The following is an 18,046-nucleotide window of genomic DNA, read 5'->3' on the forward strand; positions in this document are numbered from 1 at the left end:
TCGCTGGGGCCAGGTGGGCAAAGGCCAATTCGACCAGCCACCCCGCCCTGGCGGAATGAAAGGGCGAGGCGGGCTCGCGCGCGGTCAGCCGGCCCTATCCGAGCGAAGCGAGGATATCCGGCTGAGCGCGCGCGAGAGCGCCGAGGGCTTTCGAGGCGTTTGCGGCTGCGGTCGCGGTTATCGCAGTCCCAGTTCATCGAACCACCTCCATGGCCTCGACGAGGTCACCGACGTGCTCCCGATTCGTGTCCGTCACGCAGAGTTGCAACCGGTCCTCATCCAGCACGTGGACGGCGAAGCCTTCCTCGCGGAGACCAGCACCGATCGTCGCCGCGGAGGCATCGGTCTCGACGACGAACTCGCGGAAGTGCGCCTTGTCGTGGACCGGGGCCGCGTACCCCGGAAGATCGTCGATCGTCGCGGCGAGGGATGCCGGCTCCTCGATGCACGTCTGGGCTAGCTCGACGAGCCCCTCGGGTCCGAGCGAGACGGCGTGCATCGCCGAGCGCAGCGCGACCCACGCCTGGTTCGTACAGACGTTCGAGGTCGCGCGCTCCTTGCGGATGTGTTGCTCCCGAGTCTGGAGCGTGAGCGTGTACGCCCGGTTGCCGTCGGCGTCCTCGCTCGCCCCGACGAGTCGCCCGGGAACCTGCCGGAGGAACTCGTCCCGTGTGGCGAAGAGGCCGAGGCCAGTCCCGAAGCTCGCGGGCAGGCCGAGCACGCTCGCGTCGCCGACGACGACGTCGGCGCCGAGGACGGCCGGCCGTTCGAGCACCGAGAGCGCGATCGGATCCGAGCCGAGCGTGAACAGCGCGTCGTGCTCGTCGGCGAGGTCACCGATCGCCGCGAGGTGTGGATCGAGCGTCCCGCGGACCGTCGGCGACTCGGCGTAGACCATCGCGACGTCCGCATCGACCCGCCCGCGGAGGGCTTCGACGTCCGCAACGCCGTCGTCGTGGGGATAGGCCTCGACGCGGAGGTCGGTCCCGCCGACGTAGTTCTCGAGGACCGACCGCCGTTCCTCGCGGAGCAGTTCCGGAACGAGCACCACGTCGCCGCTGGTCGCCCGGACGCGTTTCGCGAGCAGGGCGGCCTCGCCGAGCGCGGTCGCGGCGTCGTACAGCGAGCAGTTCGCGACGTCGAGCCCGGTGAGTTCGACGACGATCGACTGGTACTCGAAGAGCGCCTGCAGGAAGCCCTGCGCGACCTCGGGCTGGTACTGCGTGTAGCTCGTGAGGAACTCCGAGCGGTCGGCGAGGTGCTCGACCGCCGAGGGAACGTAGTGGTCGTAGTGGCCGCGGCCGAGGAACTCGATCTGCTCGTCGGTGTCGTCGAGCTGTTCGGTGAACTCGGCGCGGACGGTCTGCTCGTCGCGCGATTCGATCCCGAACTCGCCGTCGAAGCGGACCGAGTCGGGGACGTCGAAGAGGTCCTCGACGGTCTCGGCGCCGACGGCGTCGAGCATCGCTGCCGTCTCTTCGGGCGTATGTGGGGCGAAAGGAGTGCCGGTGTCGTGGCCGGTCATGAATAACCTCGTGGGATACGACAGGATTCTGTCCGGGGCCTACTGAAGTCACGGGTTTCGGACGGTCGGACTGCCGTGTACGCAGGAGCACGTAATCGAGGGCTACGCCCCAGGATCGTACGCTGGGGATCGGCCCGGCACTGGGACCGTGGAACCGATACCGGACGCTCGGAAGATTTTCGTCCCAGAACCGACGATCTCCAGTCGTGTCTTCTCGCAGGTCAGTACTCCTTGAGGAGATGGTATCGCCCGAAATCGAGGCAGCGATCGAAGACGGCACGCGCACGGCGGTCGTCGCCGTCGGCTCGATCGAACAGCACGGTCCCCACCTCCCGGTGAACATGGACACGCTCGACGGCGACGAACTCGCCCGGCGGATCGCCGTGGAACTGGGCGACGCGCTCGCCGCACCGACGATCCGGCCCGGCTGCTCCGGCCACCACATGGCATTCCCGGGGACCATCACGATCCCGCCCGAGACCCTGATGGACGTGATCAGGGGCTACTGTCGGTCGCTCGACGAGCACGGGTTCGAGCACGTCGTACTGGTGCCGACCCACGGCGGTAACTTCGGCCCCGTCAAAACCGTCGCACCCGAGATCGCCCGCGAGGTCGACGCGACCGTGATTCCGCTCGCGGACCTCGACGAGCACATGCAGCTCCTGAACGACGGGCTCGCCAAGGCCGGAATCGACTACCAGCAGGACGTGATCCACGCCGGTGCGGCGGAGACCGCGATCGTGCTGGCGATCGACGAGGGGCTCGTCCGGACCGAGGAGATGGAACCCGGTCCCGAAGGCGAGTTCTCCACGGCCCGGCTCCTCAGCGAGGGGTTCGACGCGATCACGGAGAACGGCGTCCTCGGCGATCCACGGGAAGCGACCGCCGAGGCCGGCGAGACGATCGTCCAGACGGTCGTCGACGCCTACGTCGAGGCGATCGAAGCAGAGCGGAGTGCAGTCTGATCACGTCGAAGCAGAGCGGAGTGCCGTCCGAGCACCCCGTCCGACGGAGGACTACTGCCACGCGCTATCGCACCGTCCCCCGTTGATATGCGAACGCCACCGTACATGGCGCTGGAGGCCAATTAGAACCTATGCCCACTGCGCACAACGGTGACGTCGGGATTCACTACGAACTCGACGGGCCCGACGACGGCGAGCCCGTGGTCCTGCTCGAGGGGCTGGGCTACGGTCGCTGGATGTGGCGCTGGCAGCGCGAGCGTCTCAACGACGAGTACCGCGTCGTCCTCCCTGACAACCGCGGCACCGGCGACTCGGACGTTCCCGAGGGACCGTACTCGATGGCCGACATGGCCGCCGATCTGGAGGCCGTGCTGGCGGACGTCGAAGCAGCGGACGGCACCGCCGGCCTCGACGCCGTCCACGTCGTCGGCGCGAGCATGGGCGGGATGATCGCCCAGCAGTACGCGTTCGACTACGACCGCGCCGCGACGCTCACCCTCCTCTGTACGAGCCACGGCGGCGAGGAGTCCGTGCCGATCCCCGAAGACACCGCCCAACAGATCTTGGAGGTCCCCGAGGGGTACGACGAGCGCGAGACGATCAAGCACCGGATGGAGCCCGCCGTCTCCGACGGCTTCTACGAGGCGAACCCCGACCTCGTCGAGTCGATCGTGGACTGGCGCCTCGCCGGCGACGCGACGGAGGCGGGGCGGAACGCCCAGGCCGCGGCGGTCCAGGCGTTCGACGTGAGCGACCGCGTCGACGAGATCGAACTGCCGGTGCGGCTCCTCCACGGCGACGCCGACCGCGTGGTGCCCGTCGAGAACGGCCGCATGCTCGACGAGAAGCTCCCGAATGCCGAGCTGGTCGAGGTCGAGGACGGCCCGCACCTCTTCTTCGTCGAGCAGCCGGATCTCGCCGGGGAGCGGACGCGGGAGCACCTCGAAGCGAATCCGATCGAGACGGACGCCGAGGGCGGGGCGGCCGACGCTGACTCCTCGGCCGCCGGAGGCAACTGATGGACTGGAACGCCCGCCCCTACGAGTGGGTCGGCGACTGGAGCGCCCGCCGGCGGTCGCTCTCGCCCGATCGCGAGGCGATCGTCGACGCGACGACTGGCGAGCGCTACACCTACGCCGACCTCGATCGGCGCGGGAACCGCACTGCGCGGCTCCTCGAGGATCACGGCGTCACCGCCGCAGACGACGATCCCGTGACGGACGACACCGGCGAGAACGCCCCCGGCGCCGACGCTGGCGGAGAGCGCGTGGCAGTCGTCTCCCGGAACCGGATCGAGGTGTTCGACCTCTTTTTCGCGACCGGGAAGACAGGAGGGGTGCTCGCCCCGCTGTCCCACCGGCTCGCGCCCCGAGAACTCGGGGAGCTGCTCGAACTCGTGGATCCCCGGCTCCTCGTCGTCGAGGAACCCTTCGCCGAGCGGGTCGCCGACGCGCTGGACGCTGCGGCGGTCGATCCGCCGGTGCTCGGGCTGCCGGACGACACGGCCGGGGACGTCGCGAGCGCACCCGACTCGGAGTTCGGCTCGCTGGCTGCCGCGGACTACGGCGAGGCGCTCCCGGCCGACGACTCGCCGGTCGAGACCGCCGCCGTCGCACTCGACGATCCCCACCTCCTGTTGCACACCGGCGGCTCGACGGGGACGCCCAAGGAGACGATCGTCACCCACGGCTCGATCGCCTGGAACTCCTTCAACACGATCGCGTCCTGGGGCCTCCGCCCGGACGACGTGACGCCGATGGTGTTCCCGACGTTCCACACCGGCGGCTGGAACGTCATCTCCATCCCACTGTTCCACATGGGCGGCACGATCGTCATCGATCGGGAGGTGGAGCCGGGTCGCGTGCTCGAACAGATCGAATCAGAATCGGCGACCCTGCTCGTCGCCGTCCCCGCGGTCCTCCGGATGATGGCCGACCACGACGACTGGGCCGAGACGGACCTCTCCAGTTTGCGGTTCGTCAAGAGCGGCGGCGGGCCCTGCCGCGAGTCCGTCATCCGGGCGTGGCGCGAGCGCGACGGCCCGACGGACGGGGACGACGGCGTCGACCTCTCGCAGGGCTACGGCCTCACCGAGTGTGGCCCCAACAACTTCGCGATGCCCGACGGCTGGGCGGACGGGCCGGAAGAGCAGGTCCGCGACCGGGTCGCCAGCGTCGGGAAGCCGGCGCTCCACGTCGACGCACGCGTCGTCGGCGAGGACGGCGAGCCACTGCCGGACGGCGAGATCGGCGAACTGGAACTGGCAGGGCAGCACGCCGCCGCGGGTTACTGGCGTAACCCCGAGGAGACCGAGGCAGCGTTCGGCGAGGCGCCCGACGGCCAGCGCTGGGTCTCGACGGGCGACCTGGCTCGCGTCGACGACGACGGCTTCGTCTCCATCGAGGGGCGGAAGAAGAACATGTTCGTCAGTGGCGGCGAGAACGTCTACCCGCCCGCCGTCGAGGACGCGATCGCCGAACACCCCGACGTAGGCGACGTGATCGTGATCGGGATCGACGACGAGACCTGGGGCACGGTGGGAAAGGCGGTCGTGGAGCCGGCGGCCGGGGTGGACGGCGAGCCGTTCGATCTGGCGGCGCTGGAAGCGTTCCTCGAGGATCGACTCGCCCGCTTCGAGGTGCCCAGAGCGCTGGCGTTCGTCGAGGAACTCCCGACGAGCGGGCCCTCGAAGATCGATCGGCAGGCGGTCGAGGAGCGCTTCGGCGGGCCGCAATAGTTCGTTCCTGCGACCTCTAGTAGCAACCGCCTACGCTCGCTCGCCTCCCGATTCCCAAATATCGGGGTGCGCCAAGGTTAAGCATGGCTGTTGCGAATGGACGATCATGATCGACCTCACGATGGACATGGAGCAGTACGACTGCCCGTTCATCGCGACGACGGACGACTACGAGGTCTCTTTCGCGGCCGTCCACTGGGAGTTCGACGAGGGAGCGCGGGAACTGGAGACGCGGCTCGTCGTGGAGGGGTCCTCGCAGCCGACGCTGGAGAACGGGCTCGACGCGCTGCAGTCCCACCCGGGAATGAACCAGTGCGACCTCTTCCGCAAGCGCGGTGACACCGCCTTCATCCGGACCGTCATCGAGGAGACCGACGCGATGGGCGTCATCCGTGCCAACGACGGCTACATCACCGGCCCGTTCCGCATCGCCGAGGGCTCGGAGACGTGGGAGGTCGGCTTCGACGACAAGCGCATCGCCGGCGACGCCCTCTCCGAACTCGACCGGAACAACGAGTTCACCGTCGAGTCCCGCGACGTGCTCGCGCTCGACGACTGCTTCGACCTGCTGGAGAACGCCGACGCCGCCGCGGAGCTACTCGAGGGGTGCCGGGACCTCTCGGACGTCGAGCGACAGACCCTCTCCGTCGCCGCCGACTCGGGCTACTTCGAGCAGCCCCGCGACGCGACGCTCCAGACGCTCGCCGACGAGTTCGAGGTGTCCGACACCGCCGTTTCGAAGAACCTCCGGCGCGGCGAGCGCAAGGTGCTCCGCCGGGTCGTCAACGCGCTGGAATCCCTCGACAGTTCGCCTGCGGGTCGCACCCGATAGGAGGAGCGCCGTGAGCGAGGACCGCGCGGACCGGGGAGCGAACGAAACGGCGGTCCCAGAGAGCCACGCAGGAACGGTGGAGAGCGAGTCAGAAACCGCGCAGACGGGACCACTGCGGCGCGTCTGGCAGGTCGTCATCGTCGCCGGTGGCTGGGTCGTGGACACGTTCCGCGGCCACTCCGGCGCTCGCGACCTGCAGCGCCGACGGAACCAGGACGAGTGAGCGAGCCGATCCGAGCGCTCGACAGTCGCCACCGCCACGGGTTCGCATGTCAACCCGGCCTGTTTCGGTACGAAAGATCGTCTAGTGAATCATGTCGCCCGAGGTTTCGCCGCCCGAACTCGCTCGCGAGGACGTCCACACGATCGACGACGAGCGCTTCGTCCGCGACCGGGTTGCCGTCGTCACGGGCGCGGCCTCGGGCATCGGACGTGCGACCGCGCTCGCTGCCGCGGTGAACGGCCTGTCGGTCCTCGCTACCGACGTCGACGAGGAGGGGCTCGCGGCGACGGTCGAGCGCGCAGAGGCGATCGGCGAACCGGCCGACGCGATCGAACCGTTCGCGGCGGACCTCCAGGACGAAGTCGAGATCGAGGCGATCGCCGACGCCGCCCGCGACCTCGGCGACGTCACGTTCCTGGCCAACGTCGCCGGCCTCCAGCACGTCGCCCCGATCGGCGAGTTCCCGACGCCGGCCTACGACCGGATCCAGAACGTCATGCTGCGGGCACCCATCCTGCTCACCCGCGAGCTCTGGGACGCTCTCGAAGAGAACGACGGCTGCGTCGGCAACATGGCCTCCGTGCACGGCCACTACGTCACCTCGGACAAGGTGGCGTACAACGTCGTCAAGTTCGGGATCCGGGGGCTCACCCAGTCGATCGCGGCGGAGGGCGACGGCGACCTCCGGTCGTTCTCGGTGAGCACCGGCTACGTCGAGACGCCGCTCGTGACGAACCAGCTCGCGGACACCGCCGAGCAGCGGGGCATCTCGGTCGACGAGGTGATCGAGGACGTGATGCTCGGGCAGGCGCGTTCGAAGGAGATGATGACGCCAGCAGAGGTCGGGAACCTCTTCGTCCTCGGCTTCTCCCACCTCGCCCAGCATCTCAACGGCGGCGACCTGCTGTTCGACGGCGGAATGACGCTGACCTACGAGTAGGGCCGCACTCGCCACAGGGCGGGACGATCGCTGCCGACGGTCTGGGTGCGGCCCATCCTGGTGCCCACCAGCACGGTGCTCGCAGGCGGAGCGGAAACGAGCGAGCCGAGGTTGAGATATCAACCCCGCGTTCTTTGCCAGTAAGGAGCCTAGTACACTACTAGCATGGCAGACCATTACAAACGGCGCGACGTGCTCAAGGCAACGGGTGGCGCGGCGACGGCCGCGAGCTTCGGGCTCGCGGGCTGTATCGCCGGGGACAGTGACGACGATGACGACGGGGGAGACGGCGACGACGGTGGCGACACGAGTGGCGGTGGTGACGACGGTGGCGGCAGCGGCGACGGCGGTGGCGGCGACGAGACGGTCTCGGGGACGGTGAAGGTCGGCGTCATCCAGCCGACGAGCGGGGACCTCCAGTACTACGGGCTCCAGAGCCTCTGGGGATTCCTCTCGGGGCTGTCCTACAAGGCCGACTCCGCACCGCCGAACGTCACGAGCGCCGGCACGACGAGCATCGACGTCGGCGACCTGACCTACGAACTGCACATCGAGGACAGCCAGTTCGCACCGGACCAGGCCCAGTCTGTCGCGACGACGCTGGTCGAGGACGAGGAGGTCGACGTCCTCTTCGGCACCGCGAGTTCGGGGTCGGCGCGCCGCGTCATCCAGAACGTCGCGGTGCCCTCGAGCACGCCGATCGTCGTCGGACCCGCAGCGGCAGCCGACATCACGTCCAACAGCGACTACTGTAACGAGATGGTGTTCCGCGCGAGCGAGAACACGGCGATGGACGCCCGGAGCGGCGGGCGGTACGTCGCCCAGGAGACCGACGTCGAGAGCGTCTACATCATGGCGGCTGACTACAGCTTCGGGCGGGCCGTCGCGAACAACTACACGGAGGTGCTCGAGGCCAACGGCATCGAGATCGCCGGCACGGACTTCGTCCCGCGGGGCTACTCCGAGTTCGAGGGGCACTTCCAGAACGCCGTCGACGCGGGCGCGGACGCCGTGATCGGCGGGTTCACCGTCGTCACGCTCCCGGCGTTCCTCTCGACGGGGCTGGCCGGCGGCTACGGCCTCCGGATGTTCGGCGGGTTCGCCACGCGGATCACGGCCAACGCCGTCGGGCAGGTGGCCGCGAACGCGATCGGCGAGCCGCTCACCGCCGAGAAGATCCAGGACGCGAAGCTCGGACCGTTCACGACGCGGTACCACTGGAACCAGTACGACAACGAGATCAACGACTGGTTCGTCGAGAACTACGCCAACGTCTACGGGACGCTCCCGGACCTGTTTACCTCCGGGACGTTCACCGCCGCCTCCTCGATCCACCAGGGCGTCCAGGCGTCCGGGTCGACGAGCGGCGCCGACATCGCCGAGGCGATGCGGGGCATGACCGTCACGGACACGCCGAAGGGTACGGACGGATACACCTACCAGGAGTACAACAACCAGGCGCGCTCCGCGATGACCGTCGCCTACCCGGTCCCGACCACGGACGAGTGGGCGAGCAACTGGGACGCCTCGATCATGCCCGGTGAGCCGATCGCGACCGTGGGCGCCGACGAGGTCACCCTGCCCGCAGACAGCGACTCCATGGGCTGCAGTCTGTAATGACGCTGCTGCGAACGCGTGGCCTGACCAAGCGCTTCGGCGGGCTCACCGCGGTCGACGGGGTCGACTTCGGACTCGGCGCCGACGAGTGCGTCTCGCTGATCGGGCCCAACGGCGCGGGCAAGACGACGTTCTTCAACCTGCTGACGGGGTCGCTCGCGCCGACGGAGGGGACCGTCGAGTACCGCCCCGGCGGCGGCAGAGCAGTCGCCGACGGACGTGGAGACGCCGGTGGCACTGTGAGTTCCGACCGCAAACCGATCGCCGACGGCGGGGCGGTCGCGGACCAGGGGAGCGGCAGCCCTGGGGAAGACGCGGGTGCAGGCGGCTGGCAGGACGTCACCGACGCCTCGCCCGACGAGACGGCGCGGCTCGGCATCCACCGATCGTACCAGATTACGAATATCTTCCCGGCGTCGACGGTGCTCGAGAACGTGCGGATCGCCGCACAGGCACACGGCGGCGCCGACAGCTGGCGACTCTGGCGGAACGTCGGCGCCTTCGGGGAGTACGAGGAGGAAGCGTGGCGGATCCTCGAACGCGTCGGCCTCGACGACAGGGCCGAGCTCGTCGCCGACACCCTGAGCCACGGCCAGAAGCGCCACCTCGAGGTCGCCATCGCGCTCGCTGGCGATCCCGACGTTCTCTTGATGGACGAGCCGACGGCGGGCGTCTCGCGGGACGGCGTCGACCGCATCGTGTCGCTGATCGACGACGTCGCCGCCGACCACGCGATCCTGCTCGTCGAGCACAACATGGACGTCGTGATGGACGTCAGCGATCGCATCGCCGTCTTGCACCAGGGCTCGCTGATCGCCGACGACGAGCCGGAAGCGGTGCGGAACGATCCCGCAGTCCAGCGGGCCTATCTCGGTGGCTACGAAGAGAACGGCGGAGAGGGAGATCGGACGGGCGAGGCTGGCTCGACAGCGACCCAGTCGAAGCCCGCGACGGACGGGACCGGACGTACCACGGACGACGGAGGGGACGAACCGTGACAGCGATCGAACTCGACGACGTCCACACGTACTACGGCCAGAGCCACATTCTCCAGGGCGTCTCACTCTCCGTCGAAGACGGCGAAAACGTCGCATTGCTCGGGCGCAACGGCGTCGGCAAGACGACGACATTGCGGTCGATTCTCCAGCTCACGCCACCCCGCTCGGGGACCGTTCGCGTCCACGACGAGGACGTGACCGGACTGCCAACGCACGAGGTGGCCCGTCGCGGCGTCGGCTGGGTGCCAGAGGAGCGCCGGATGTTCTCCCACCTCACGGTGGCGGAGAACGTGCGCGCGTCGATTCCGCCCGAGGCCGATCCGGCCGAGCGAATGCGGCGTGCGTTCGATCGGTTCCCGGACCTCGAGGAGCTCCGCGAACACGAGGCCGGCAGTCTCAGCGGCGGGCAACAGCAGATGCTCGCCATCGCCCGGGCGCTCGTCGGCGACAACGACGTCCTGCTCGTCGACGAGCCCAGCGAGGGGCTCGCACCGCTGATCGTCGAGGAGGTCGTCGAAGCGCTCGAGGACCTGCCCGACGACCAGACGCTGGTACTCGTCGAGCAGAACGTTCCGATGGCACTGGCACTGACCGACCGGTTCTACGTCCTCGATCACGGTGAGGTCGTTGCGGAGGGCGACTCCGCCGACGCGTCGCTCGAGGACGATCGCATTCGGAGGTACCTCACAGCATGAGCGGGTTCGTCGCTCACGGCGCGACCGAGATCGTCGCCATCGCGTCCGCCCTGCTGCCGGCGCTCGCCGGGGTCGACGCGGTCCTGCCGCTCGCCAACCTCGGCCAGCTCACCGATCTCGCCGATCCAACGGCGCTCTTTGGCATCTTCCTCAACGCGCTCTCGAAGTTCGGCGTCTACGTCACGATCGCCGCCGGCCTCTCCCTGATCTTCGGCCTGATGGGCGTGCTCAACTTCGCGCACGGCTCCCTGACCATGATCGGGGCGTACCTCGGCGGCGCAGTCATGTTGGCGTTCGTTTCGTCTTCGACGGGCGACTTCGTCACGATCGCCTTTTTCTTCCTGGCGCTCGCGCTCGTCTTCGCGATCGTCACGGCCTTCGGTGCGGTGCTGGAGGTCGGCGTGATCAGGCCGATCTACGATCGACCGCCGCTGTTCCAGATCCTGCTGACCTTCGGACTCGTACTCGTCCTCGACGAGGCCCTCCGGATCGTCCTGGAAGTGCAGGACATCCAGCCCAGCGTCGAGTGGACGGAGGCCGCGGGGACCCGTCCCGATATCCTCGGCTTCCACGACATTCTGGGCGTGACGACCCGCGGGATCTACCAGTTCGAGGCACTCGTGGGAGTCCTCGTCGTCATCGCGACGTGGTGGTTCCTCACGCGGACGAGCTACGGGCTCCACATCCGCGCGGGAAGCGAAGACGCCGAGATGGCGCAGGCGCTGGGCATCGACGTCCGGCGCTCCTTCACGGTCGTCTTCGGCGTCGGCGCGGGGCTCGCGGCGCTCGCGGGGGTCATGCTGATGTGGGACCCCCGTTACGGCGCCAGCATCGGGCTCGGCGTCGAAACGCTACTCATCGCGTTCGTGATCGTCATCGTCGGCGGGCTCGGCTCGTTCAAGGGGACGGTCGTCGCAGCGGCGATCGTCGCCATCGTCGACGCGGTGGCGTCGTGGATGCTGACCAACGACGTGGTGACCTTCGCCGGCCTGCCGGAACTCGTGATCTTCCTGGTGCTCGTCGGCGTGCTGGTGATCCGTCCACAGGGCCTCTTCGGCGTCGAGGAGGTGGGTGGCCATTAGCCCTGATTCGTCGGTTCCGGCCGACGACGACTCGCCCGGGAGCGGACCGACCACTCCCGACGGCGGCGAGCCCGAAGGCGCGACCCGGGGCGCCACCTCCGACGCAGCGGAGCGGGGTGTGCTCGGCACGATCGGCTCCATCGTCTCCGATCACGTCGTGCACATCGGGATCGTCTTCCTGTTCGCGATCTACCCGCTCGCCTACACCCAGCTGATGGCGCTGCCGTTCGGCGAGGAGCTCAATATCATCCTCCCGCGAACCCGGACGATGATCGTCGTGCTCTACTTCGGGCTGTTCGCCATGAGCTTCGACTTCATCTCGGGGTACACCGGGTACCTCTCCTTCGGCCACTCGATGTTCTACGGGATCGGTGCGTACCTCGTGGTGCTCACCGCGAACGGCAAGGTGCCACTCGTCGGGCAGGGGACGCCGCTCCTCCTGTTGTTGGTCGTCGGTGGGTTGCTCGCGGCGGCGATCGCGCTGCTCGTCGGCGCCGTCTCCTTCAGACTCTCCGGCGTCTACTTCGCGATGATCACGCTCGGGTTCGCGGAGGTCGCCCACGTGTTCATCCGGAACTGGGACTACGTGGGATCGAATCCACGCGACGGCGCCGGATTCGTCGAGGCGTTCTCGCTCGGAATCCCCGGCGTCTACTCAGTGAAGCTCGGGCAGATCGTCGGCACCGAGTACACGGACGTGTTCGGCACGGCGTTCGACCTCTCGAAGGCGGACGTCTCCTTCTACGCCATCGGCGTCGTCGTGTTGCTCTGTTACTTCGCGATGCAACGGGTCATCCACTCGCCCTACGGCAAGGTGATGATCGCGATCCGCGAGAACGAGGAGCGGGCGCGCGCCGTCGGCTACAACACGTTCTACTACAAGATGGGCGCGTTCGCGATGAGCGGCTTCTTCGCCGCTATCGCGGGCGGCCTCTTCGCCGGCTACCAGCGTTCGGTCGCCCCCGAGAACACGTTCGACCTCTTCGTCACCGCCGACGCGCTGCTCGCCGCCATCATCGGCGGATTCGGGACGCTCGCTGGCGCCCTCTACGGCATCCTCTTCCAGGACGTCCTGGAGGGGATCCTCTCGACAGAGGGCCACGGCATCGCGCCGTACCTCCGGCGGACGCTCTCGGAGTCGACGATGGACTCCGCCGTCGGCGACGGTATCGATCTCCTCCTCGACGGCCGCGCGGAGCTGTACATCGGGATCGTGTTCATCCTGTTCGTGCTCTACGTCCCGGAGGGGATCCTCGGGACGCTCCGCTCGCGACTGGGTGGTACGGTCGCCGAGAAACTGCCCGAGCGCCTCCAGCGCTACCGGGGTGGGAACCAGTGATCGGGGCGGCCCGCTCTCCGGCAGATCGGACGACCGGCGGTCGCCCGGGTGATCGCCGGTGACCGAGGACGACGTCGCCCTCACTGGCTACGGCGTGTACGTCCCCGACGACGTCGTCACCGGCGAGGCAATCGCCGCCGAGAGCGGCATTCCAGAGGCGGTCGTCGTCGAGAAGATGGGTCTCCGCGAGAAGCGGGTCTGCCCGCCCGGCGAGGACCACGCCAGCGACATGTGCGTGAACGCTGGCGAACTCGCGCTGGCCGACAGCGGGATCGACGCGTCGGACCTCGACCTCGTCCTGTATCACGGCAGCGAGTACAAGGACTTCGTCGTCTGGTCGGCCGCCGCGGACGTCGCCGATCGGCTCGGTGCCGAGAACGCCTACGCGACCGAGAGCTACACGCTCTGTGCCGGCGCGCCGATCGCGTTCCGGCAGGTTCGCGCTCAGCTACTCGCGGGCCCGATCGACGCTGCACTGCTCGTGAGCGCGAGCCGCGAGGAGGACCTGGTCGACTACACGAACGAGCGCTCCTCGTTCATGTTCAACTTCGGCTCCGGCGCGTCCGCGGCGGTGCTCGAAGCCGATCCCGGAGCCGGCGACGACGATGGCGCAGCCCCGTCGGTCGCCGATCGAGCGAGAGCGACCGTGCAGGAGAGCGCCGCGATCACCGACGGCTCGTTCTCCCGGGACGTCGTGATGCCCGCCGGCGGCTCGGTCGAGCCGCCCTCGCATTCCTCCGTCGACGCGGGGCTCCACAGCCTCGACGTGCCCGACCAGGAGGGGATGAAGGAACGGCTCGCGCCCGTCTCCCTGCCGAACTACCTCGAGGTCGCCGACGAGGCGCTCGAGCGGTCGGGATTCGACCGGTCGGACCTCGACTTCGTCGCGGTCACGCACATGAAGCGGTCCTTCCACGAGACGCTGCTGGAGGAACTCGGGGTCGACCACGAGACCGACGGGTACTACCTCGACGAGTACGGTCACGTCCAGAGCGTCGACCAGCTGCTCGCCGTCGGCGAGGCGGTGGACGACGGGCGGCTCGAAGCGGGCGACGTGGTGCTGTTCCTCGCCGCGGGGACCGGCTACACCTGGGCGGCGACCGTGCTGACCTGGGAGGGGTGACTGGCCTGCTGGAGCGATAGTCCCGACTGTGGCGATCCTCGATTGCCGTGACCGGCGATCGCTCGAAGACTGTCGGACTGGGTACCGACCACGACGAAGCTGTCTCGGCATCCCGAAGCCGACACCGGAGAAGTGGGGGCCTGATTATAACTCATTCTGATTATAATATTCGATTGGGAGGGAAATAACCAATGAGAGAAGACGGGGAACTCGGGGGAATCGGGAGCAGAGCCGTCGCCGTCATCGTCGACACGGTCGTGCTGTTCGTGGTCGGGTACCTCATCGCGATGGCGACCGGTTCGACGACGGGGTCTGGCTTCGCACTACAGGGGCTGCCGGCGCTCCTGTGGTTCGGTGCCGGGTTCGCGTACTACATCGTCCTCGAGGCGGAGTACGGCCAGACGCCCGGGAAGCGGCTGGTGGGCATCGAGGTCGTGGGGGAGGACGGCGGACCGATCGACTACCAGGCCTCGGTGATCCGCAACGTGCTCCGGTTCGTCGACGCCCTCTTCTTCTACCTCGTCGGCGCCATTCTCATCTGGATCTCCGACGAGGGGCAGCGCCTCGGGGACCGGGTCGGCGACACCTACGTCGTCAAGACGCAGTAGGTGAAGCCGATCCCGGCCGTCGCTCCAGCCGCGGTAGTTACGGCAGCGCTCCGAAAACCAACGGAGCGCCGTAGCGTCGCCGGTTCAAGAACGCCTTAGACGCTCGCGGCCCCAGAACGCCCATGTTCGAACGGCTCGCGCTCCCGACGCCCTTCCAGGTCGGGCCGGTCAACGCCTACCTCGCGGAGCAGACCGTCGTCGATCCCGGTCCCGACGGCGAGGACGTCCGCAACGCGCTCGGCGACGAGCTCGCCGAGCGCGACCTCGCGATGACAGATGTCGAGCAGGTGCTCGTCACGCACGCCCACCCGGACCACTTCGGGCTCGCCCACCACCTCAGCGAGCAGGGCGCGGACGTGCTCGCGAGTCCCGAGGCGGCGGCGATCATGCGCGACTTCGAGGGGCGACTCGACTACGAGCAGGCGTACTTCACCGAGCTGTTCCAGGCCCACGGGATGGCGCCGGAGACCACCCAGACCGTGACGCAACTGCCCGAGGCCTTCGTGGAGTACGCGCCCGACGTCGAGGTCGATCGGGAGCTGACCGCCGGCGACACGGTCCCGATCGACGGCACGCAGTTCGCGGTGCGGGAGCTGGCCGGTCACTCCGAGGGCGAACTCGCCTTCGAGTGGGACGACGAGCCGGGAGCCCCAGGTGAAAGCGACGACGAGGGGACGGACGGCGGACAGCCCCGTTTCACCGCGATCGTCGGCGACAACGTGCTTCCCGACACGACGCCCAATCCATTCCTCCAGCCACCGGCGCGTGAGGACGGATCTATCGAGGCCCCCGAGTACGAGGACCTCCTGGAGCTCGACGACCTGCGACCCCGTCCGCTCCCGGAGTTCAACGACTCGCTGGACGAACTCCAGGCCGCCGGCCACGACCGGTTCCTCCCCGGCCACGGCGGGATCATCGAGGACCCCCAGGGCCGCATCGACGAGATTAGGGCCGCCCACGAACGGCGGAGCGAGGCCGTGCTGGAGATCGTCGAGGGCCCGACCACGGCCGTCGAGGTCATGCGCGGCCTGTTCCCGGACCTGGCAGTGATCGACTACTTCCCGGGCATGAGCGAGGCGCTCGGGCATCTGGACGTGCTGGTCGAGCGTGGGGAGATCGTTCGTGAAGTGCGGGACGGCGGGCTGGTCTACGTGCGGGACTGAATGCGGAAGGTTGGGGAGAATCTTTCTCGTCCGAAAGCCCCCGATCGCTCCAGTCGCGCGGCTCGTTGCGCGCTTCGCTCCTTATAGTCGCTTTAGTGCTTACTTCGCCGTGCTTCCCGGAGCGATCGGCCCCTTTCGAAGTCCCGGAAGATCGGAGATCTTCCGACCCTCGCGAAATCGAAGATTTCGCTCAGCCCACCCAGACCGCCCACGTCCTCCCCAACCGATTGCGCCGAGAGACGTTCCTGCTCGCTACGCTCGCGGGCTGCGACTCTCGAGCCCTCCCTCGCTGGGCTCGGCAGGACGCTGCTCGGCTTCGCTTCGCTCGCTGCGCTACTCATCCCTCGCACGGTGTCGCGCGATCGGCTGCTCACCCGCTTCGGGGTTCGCAGCCGAGCGCAGCGCGCGCCGAGGTGGACCATCGGGGTTTCGTGATCGGTGGGGAATCAACAGGGTGGGACTGGAAGGGGCCGACCGCTCGACGGCATCTGAGGAAGTAAGCACCGCAGGCGAACGGAGTGAGCCGAGGAGCGCAGCGAGTCAGGGTCGTCGAGCGGTCGGGGGCTTCCGAGCGGGATGCTGTCCCGACTGTTCTCCCGCAAAAACGAAATCCGCAGACGCGCGAATCAGACCTCGAATTCGATCGCGGCGCCCTGGCCGAAGCCGACGCAGAGTGTGGCGAGCCCGCGCCCACCTCCCCGCTTCTGGAGTTCGTGGATGAGCGTCACGGGCAACCTGGCACCCGAGGCGCCGAGCGGATGCCCGATCGCGATGGCGCCGCCGTTGACGTTGAAGATCTCGGGGTCGACGCCGAGCTGTTCGCGGGCGTAGAGCGTCTGGCTGGCGAAGGCCTCGTTCAGCTCCACCAGATCGTAGTCCTCGATGGAGCGGCCGTTGCGCTCGAGGAGGCCCTCCGTCGCGGGGACCGGACCGATGCCCATGACGCGGGGGTCGACGCCGGCGACGTTGTTCGTGCCGACCTCGGCCATGATCTCGAGGTCGTGCTCCTCGGCGAAGGCCTCGCTCGTGACGAGCAGCGCCGACGCGCCGTCGCTGACCTGGGAGGCGTTGCCGGGCGTGACCGTGCCGTCGCTCTTGAACACGGTCGGGAGTCCGGCCATGGTCTCGAGGTCGGTGTCGGGGCGGATCCCTTCGTCCTCGTCGACGGTGCCGTCCTCGGTCTCGATCGGGACGATCTCGTCGTCGAAGCGGCCCTCCTCCGTCGCAGCGGCGGCGCGCTGGTGGCTCTGGAGGGCGTACTCGTCCTGGGCCTCCCGCGAGACCTCGTAGCGCTCGGCGACCTCCTCGGCAGTCATCCCCATCTGGAGTTCGCCGATGTTGTAGAGTTCGGCGAGGCGCGGGTGGACGTTGTGGGTGTTCTCGCCCATCGGCACGCGGCTCATCGACTCGACGCCGCCGGCGATGATCGCGTCGCGGTTGCCCGCAGCGATCGCGTCCGCCGCGGAGATCACGGCCTGCATCGAGGAGGCACACCAGCGGTTGATCGTCGTCGCGGGGACGGACTCGCCGAGTTCGGAGAGCAGCGCGATGACGCGAGCGAGGTTGTTGCCCTGCTCGCCGCGTTGCTGGGCGCAGCCCCACATCAGGTCGTCGATCAGGTCGGGATCGAGGCCGGTCTCGGCGAGGATCTCGTCGATCAGCGGGACCGAGAGGTCCTCCGATCGGACGTCGGCGTAGACGCCGTCCTCCTTCCCCTGGGCCGTTCGGTACGCGCGAGCGATAACGGGCGTCTGTGCTGCCATAGGGGAAAACAGGGGATACGTCGTGTTAAACCCTGACAAACTACCCACTCGTCGCGTGGAGTTGCAGCGACCGCCGGCACGCGGTCGGCGGCCCGATTCCTCGGTCGCAGCCGCGGTAGCACGCGGTCCAGCGGCCGGTCAGGCGGGTCGGGCCAGATCAGGCCAGATCAGATCAGGCCAGGCCAGATCAGACCAGGTCAGGCCAACTCGAGGAACAACAGGAGGACCTGCGGGATCGCCACGAGCAGGAGCCCAAGCACGATCAGGCCGATCGGCACCAGGATCGTGACGTCGACGAACAGCCAGATGCCGATGCCCGCGAGGATGCACAGGATCCCGACGATCCTTAACAACCACGCGATCGCCTCTTCGAACCCCGAGTCGACGACCAGCTCCGCGACGTCGAGGATCTCGTCCATTGCGTTGGCGGCTGGCG

Annotated in this window: 17 protein-coding genes; 14 read left to right on the plus strand and 3 right to left on the minus strand. The window is 68.3% G+C overall.

The features are described 5' to 3' along the window. Positions 1-193 precede the first annotated feature (193 nt). Positions 194-1,525 carry an aminomethyl-transferring glycine dehydrogenase subunit GcvPA gene (gene gcvPA / locus L593_RS06655; protein ID WP_020446172.1) on the minus strand — a complete coding sequence of 444 codons (1,332 nt, stop codon included), beginning with the start codon at positions 1,523-1,525 and terminating at the stop codon, positions 194-196. Positions 1,526-1,731: 206 nt separating this feature from the next. On the opposite strand from gcvPA, the gene L593_RS06660 reads away from it, so the two are divergent. The 14 genes from L593_RS06660 to L593_RS06725 all read left to right on the plus strand — a co-directional run bounded on the left by L593_RS06660 (position 1,732) and on the right by L593_RS06725 (position 15,847). Continuing rightward, a complete protein-coding gene (locus L593_RS06660) occupies positions 1,732-2,490 on the plus strand; it encodes a creatininase family protein (RefSeq protein WP_049893939.1) in 759 nt (252 codons plus the stop codon). A gap of 131 nt (positions 2,491-2,621) precedes the next feature. Next, positions 2,622-3,509 (plus strand): alpha/beta fold hydrolase, encoded by an 888-nt coding sequence (locus L593_RS06665; protein WP_020446174.1) that lies wholly within the window; start codon positions 2,622-2,624, stop codon positions 3,507-3,509. Further along, complete coding sequence (locus L593_RS06670) at positions 3,509-5,227, plus strand: AMP-binding protein (protein ID WP_020446175.1); 1,719 nt, start codon at positions 3,509-3,511, stop codon at positions 5,225-5,227. The genes L593_RS06665 and L593_RS06670 overlap by 1 nt, the downstream gene beginning before the upstream one ends. A 106-nt stretch (positions 5,228-5,333) precedes the next feature. Beyond that, positions 5,334-6,059 (plus strand): helix-turn-helix domain-containing protein, encoded by a 726-nt coding sequence (locus L593_RS06675; protein ID WP_020446176.1) that lies wholly within the window; start codon positions 5,334-5,336, stop codon positions 6,057-6,059. Between the two features lie 10 nt (positions 6,060-6,069). Further along, a complete protein-coding gene (locus L593_RS06680; protein WP_020446177.1) occupies positions 6,070-6,282 on the plus strand; it encodes a hypothetical protein in 213 nt (70 codons plus the stop codon). Between the two features lie 88 nt (positions 6,283-6,370). Continuing rightward, positions 6,371-7,222, plus strand: coding sequence for an SDR family oxidoreductase (locus L593_RS06685; protein ID WP_144060722.1), 852 nt, complete (start codon positions 6,371-6,373; stop codon positions 7,220-7,222). 165 nt (positions 7,223-7,387) lie between these two features. Next, positions 7,388-8,839, plus strand: coding sequence for an ABC transporter substrate-binding protein (locus tag L593_RS06690; protein ID WP_020446179.1), 1,452 nt, complete (start codon positions 7,388-7,390; stop codon positions 8,837-8,839). Then, complete coding sequence (locus tag L593_RS06695) at positions 8,839-9,837, plus strand: ABC transporter ATP-binding protein (RefSeq protein ID WP_020446180.1); 999 nt, start codon at positions 8,839-8,841, stop codon at positions 9,835-9,837. Before L593_RS06690 ends, L593_RS06695 begins: the two co-directional genes overlap by 1 nt. Beyond that, positions 9,834-10,532: an ABC transporter ATP-binding protein gene (locus tag L593_RS06700; protein WP_020446181.1), complete on the plus strand. Its 699-nt coding sequence runs from the start codon at positions 9,834-9,836 to the stop codon at positions 10,530-10,532. Before L593_RS06695 ends, L593_RS06700 begins: the two co-directional genes overlap by 4 nt. Continuing rightward, on the plus strand, positions 10,529-11,614 hold the full coding sequence (locus L593_RS06705; protein WP_020446182.1) for a branched-chain amino acid ABC transporter permease: 1,086 nt from the start codon (positions 10,529-10,531) through the stop codon (positions 11,612-11,614). Before L593_RS06700 ends, L593_RS06705 begins: the two co-directional genes overlap by 4 nt. Continuing rightward, complete coding sequence (locus tag L593_RS06710; RefSeq protein ID WP_020446183.1) at positions 11,604-12,953, plus strand: branched-chain amino acid ABC transporter permease; 1,350 nt, start codon at positions 11,604-11,606, stop codon at positions 12,951-12,953. The genes L593_RS06705 and L593_RS06710 overlap by 11 nt, the downstream gene beginning before the upstream one ends. A gap of 58 nt (positions 12,954-13,011) precedes the next feature. Next, on the plus strand, positions 13,012-14,076 hold the full coding sequence (locus L593_RS06715; protein WP_020446184.1) for a 3-oxoacyl-ACP synthase: 1,065 nt from the start codon (positions 13,012-13,014) through the stop codon (positions 14,074-14,076). Between the two features lie 191 nt (positions 14,077-14,267). After that, positions 14,268-14,684 (plus strand): RDD family protein, encoded by a 417-nt coding sequence (locus L593_RS06720; protein ID WP_020446185.1) that lies wholly within the window; start codon positions 14,268-14,270, stop codon positions 14,682-14,684. Positions 14,685-14,806: 122 nt separating this feature from the next. Beyond that, positions 14,807-15,847 carry an MBL fold metallo-hydrolase gene (locus L593_RS06725; RefSeq protein ID WP_020446186.1) on the plus strand — a complete coding sequence of 347 codons (1,041 nt, stop codon included), beginning with the start codon at positions 14,807-14,809 and terminating at the stop codon, positions 15,845-15,847. A 626-nt stretch (positions 15,848-16,473) separates the two neighbouring features. Here L593_RS06725 and L593_RS06730 read toward each other — a convergent pair. Together L593_RS06730 and L593_RS06735 are read right to left on the minus strand one after the other, a co-directional pair. Beyond that, positions 16,474-17,610, minus strand: coding sequence for a thiolase family protein (locus tag L593_RS06730; protein ID WP_020446187.1), 1,137 nt, complete (start codon positions 17,608-17,610; stop codon positions 16,474-16,476). Between the two features lie 197 nt (positions 17,611-17,807). Beyond that, positions 17,808-18,029, minus strand: a complete 222-nt coding sequence (locus tag L593_RS06735; RefSeq protein ID WP_020446188.1) for a hypothetical protein — start codon at positions 18,027-18,029, stop codon at positions 17,808-17,810. Positions 18,030-18,046 lie beyond the last annotated feature (17 nt).

The sequence above is a fragment of the Salinarchaeum sp. Harcht-Bsk1 genome (assembly GCF_000403645.1).
GTDB lineage: Archaea > Halobacteriota > Halobacteria > Halobacteriales > Salinarchaeaceae > Salinarchaeum.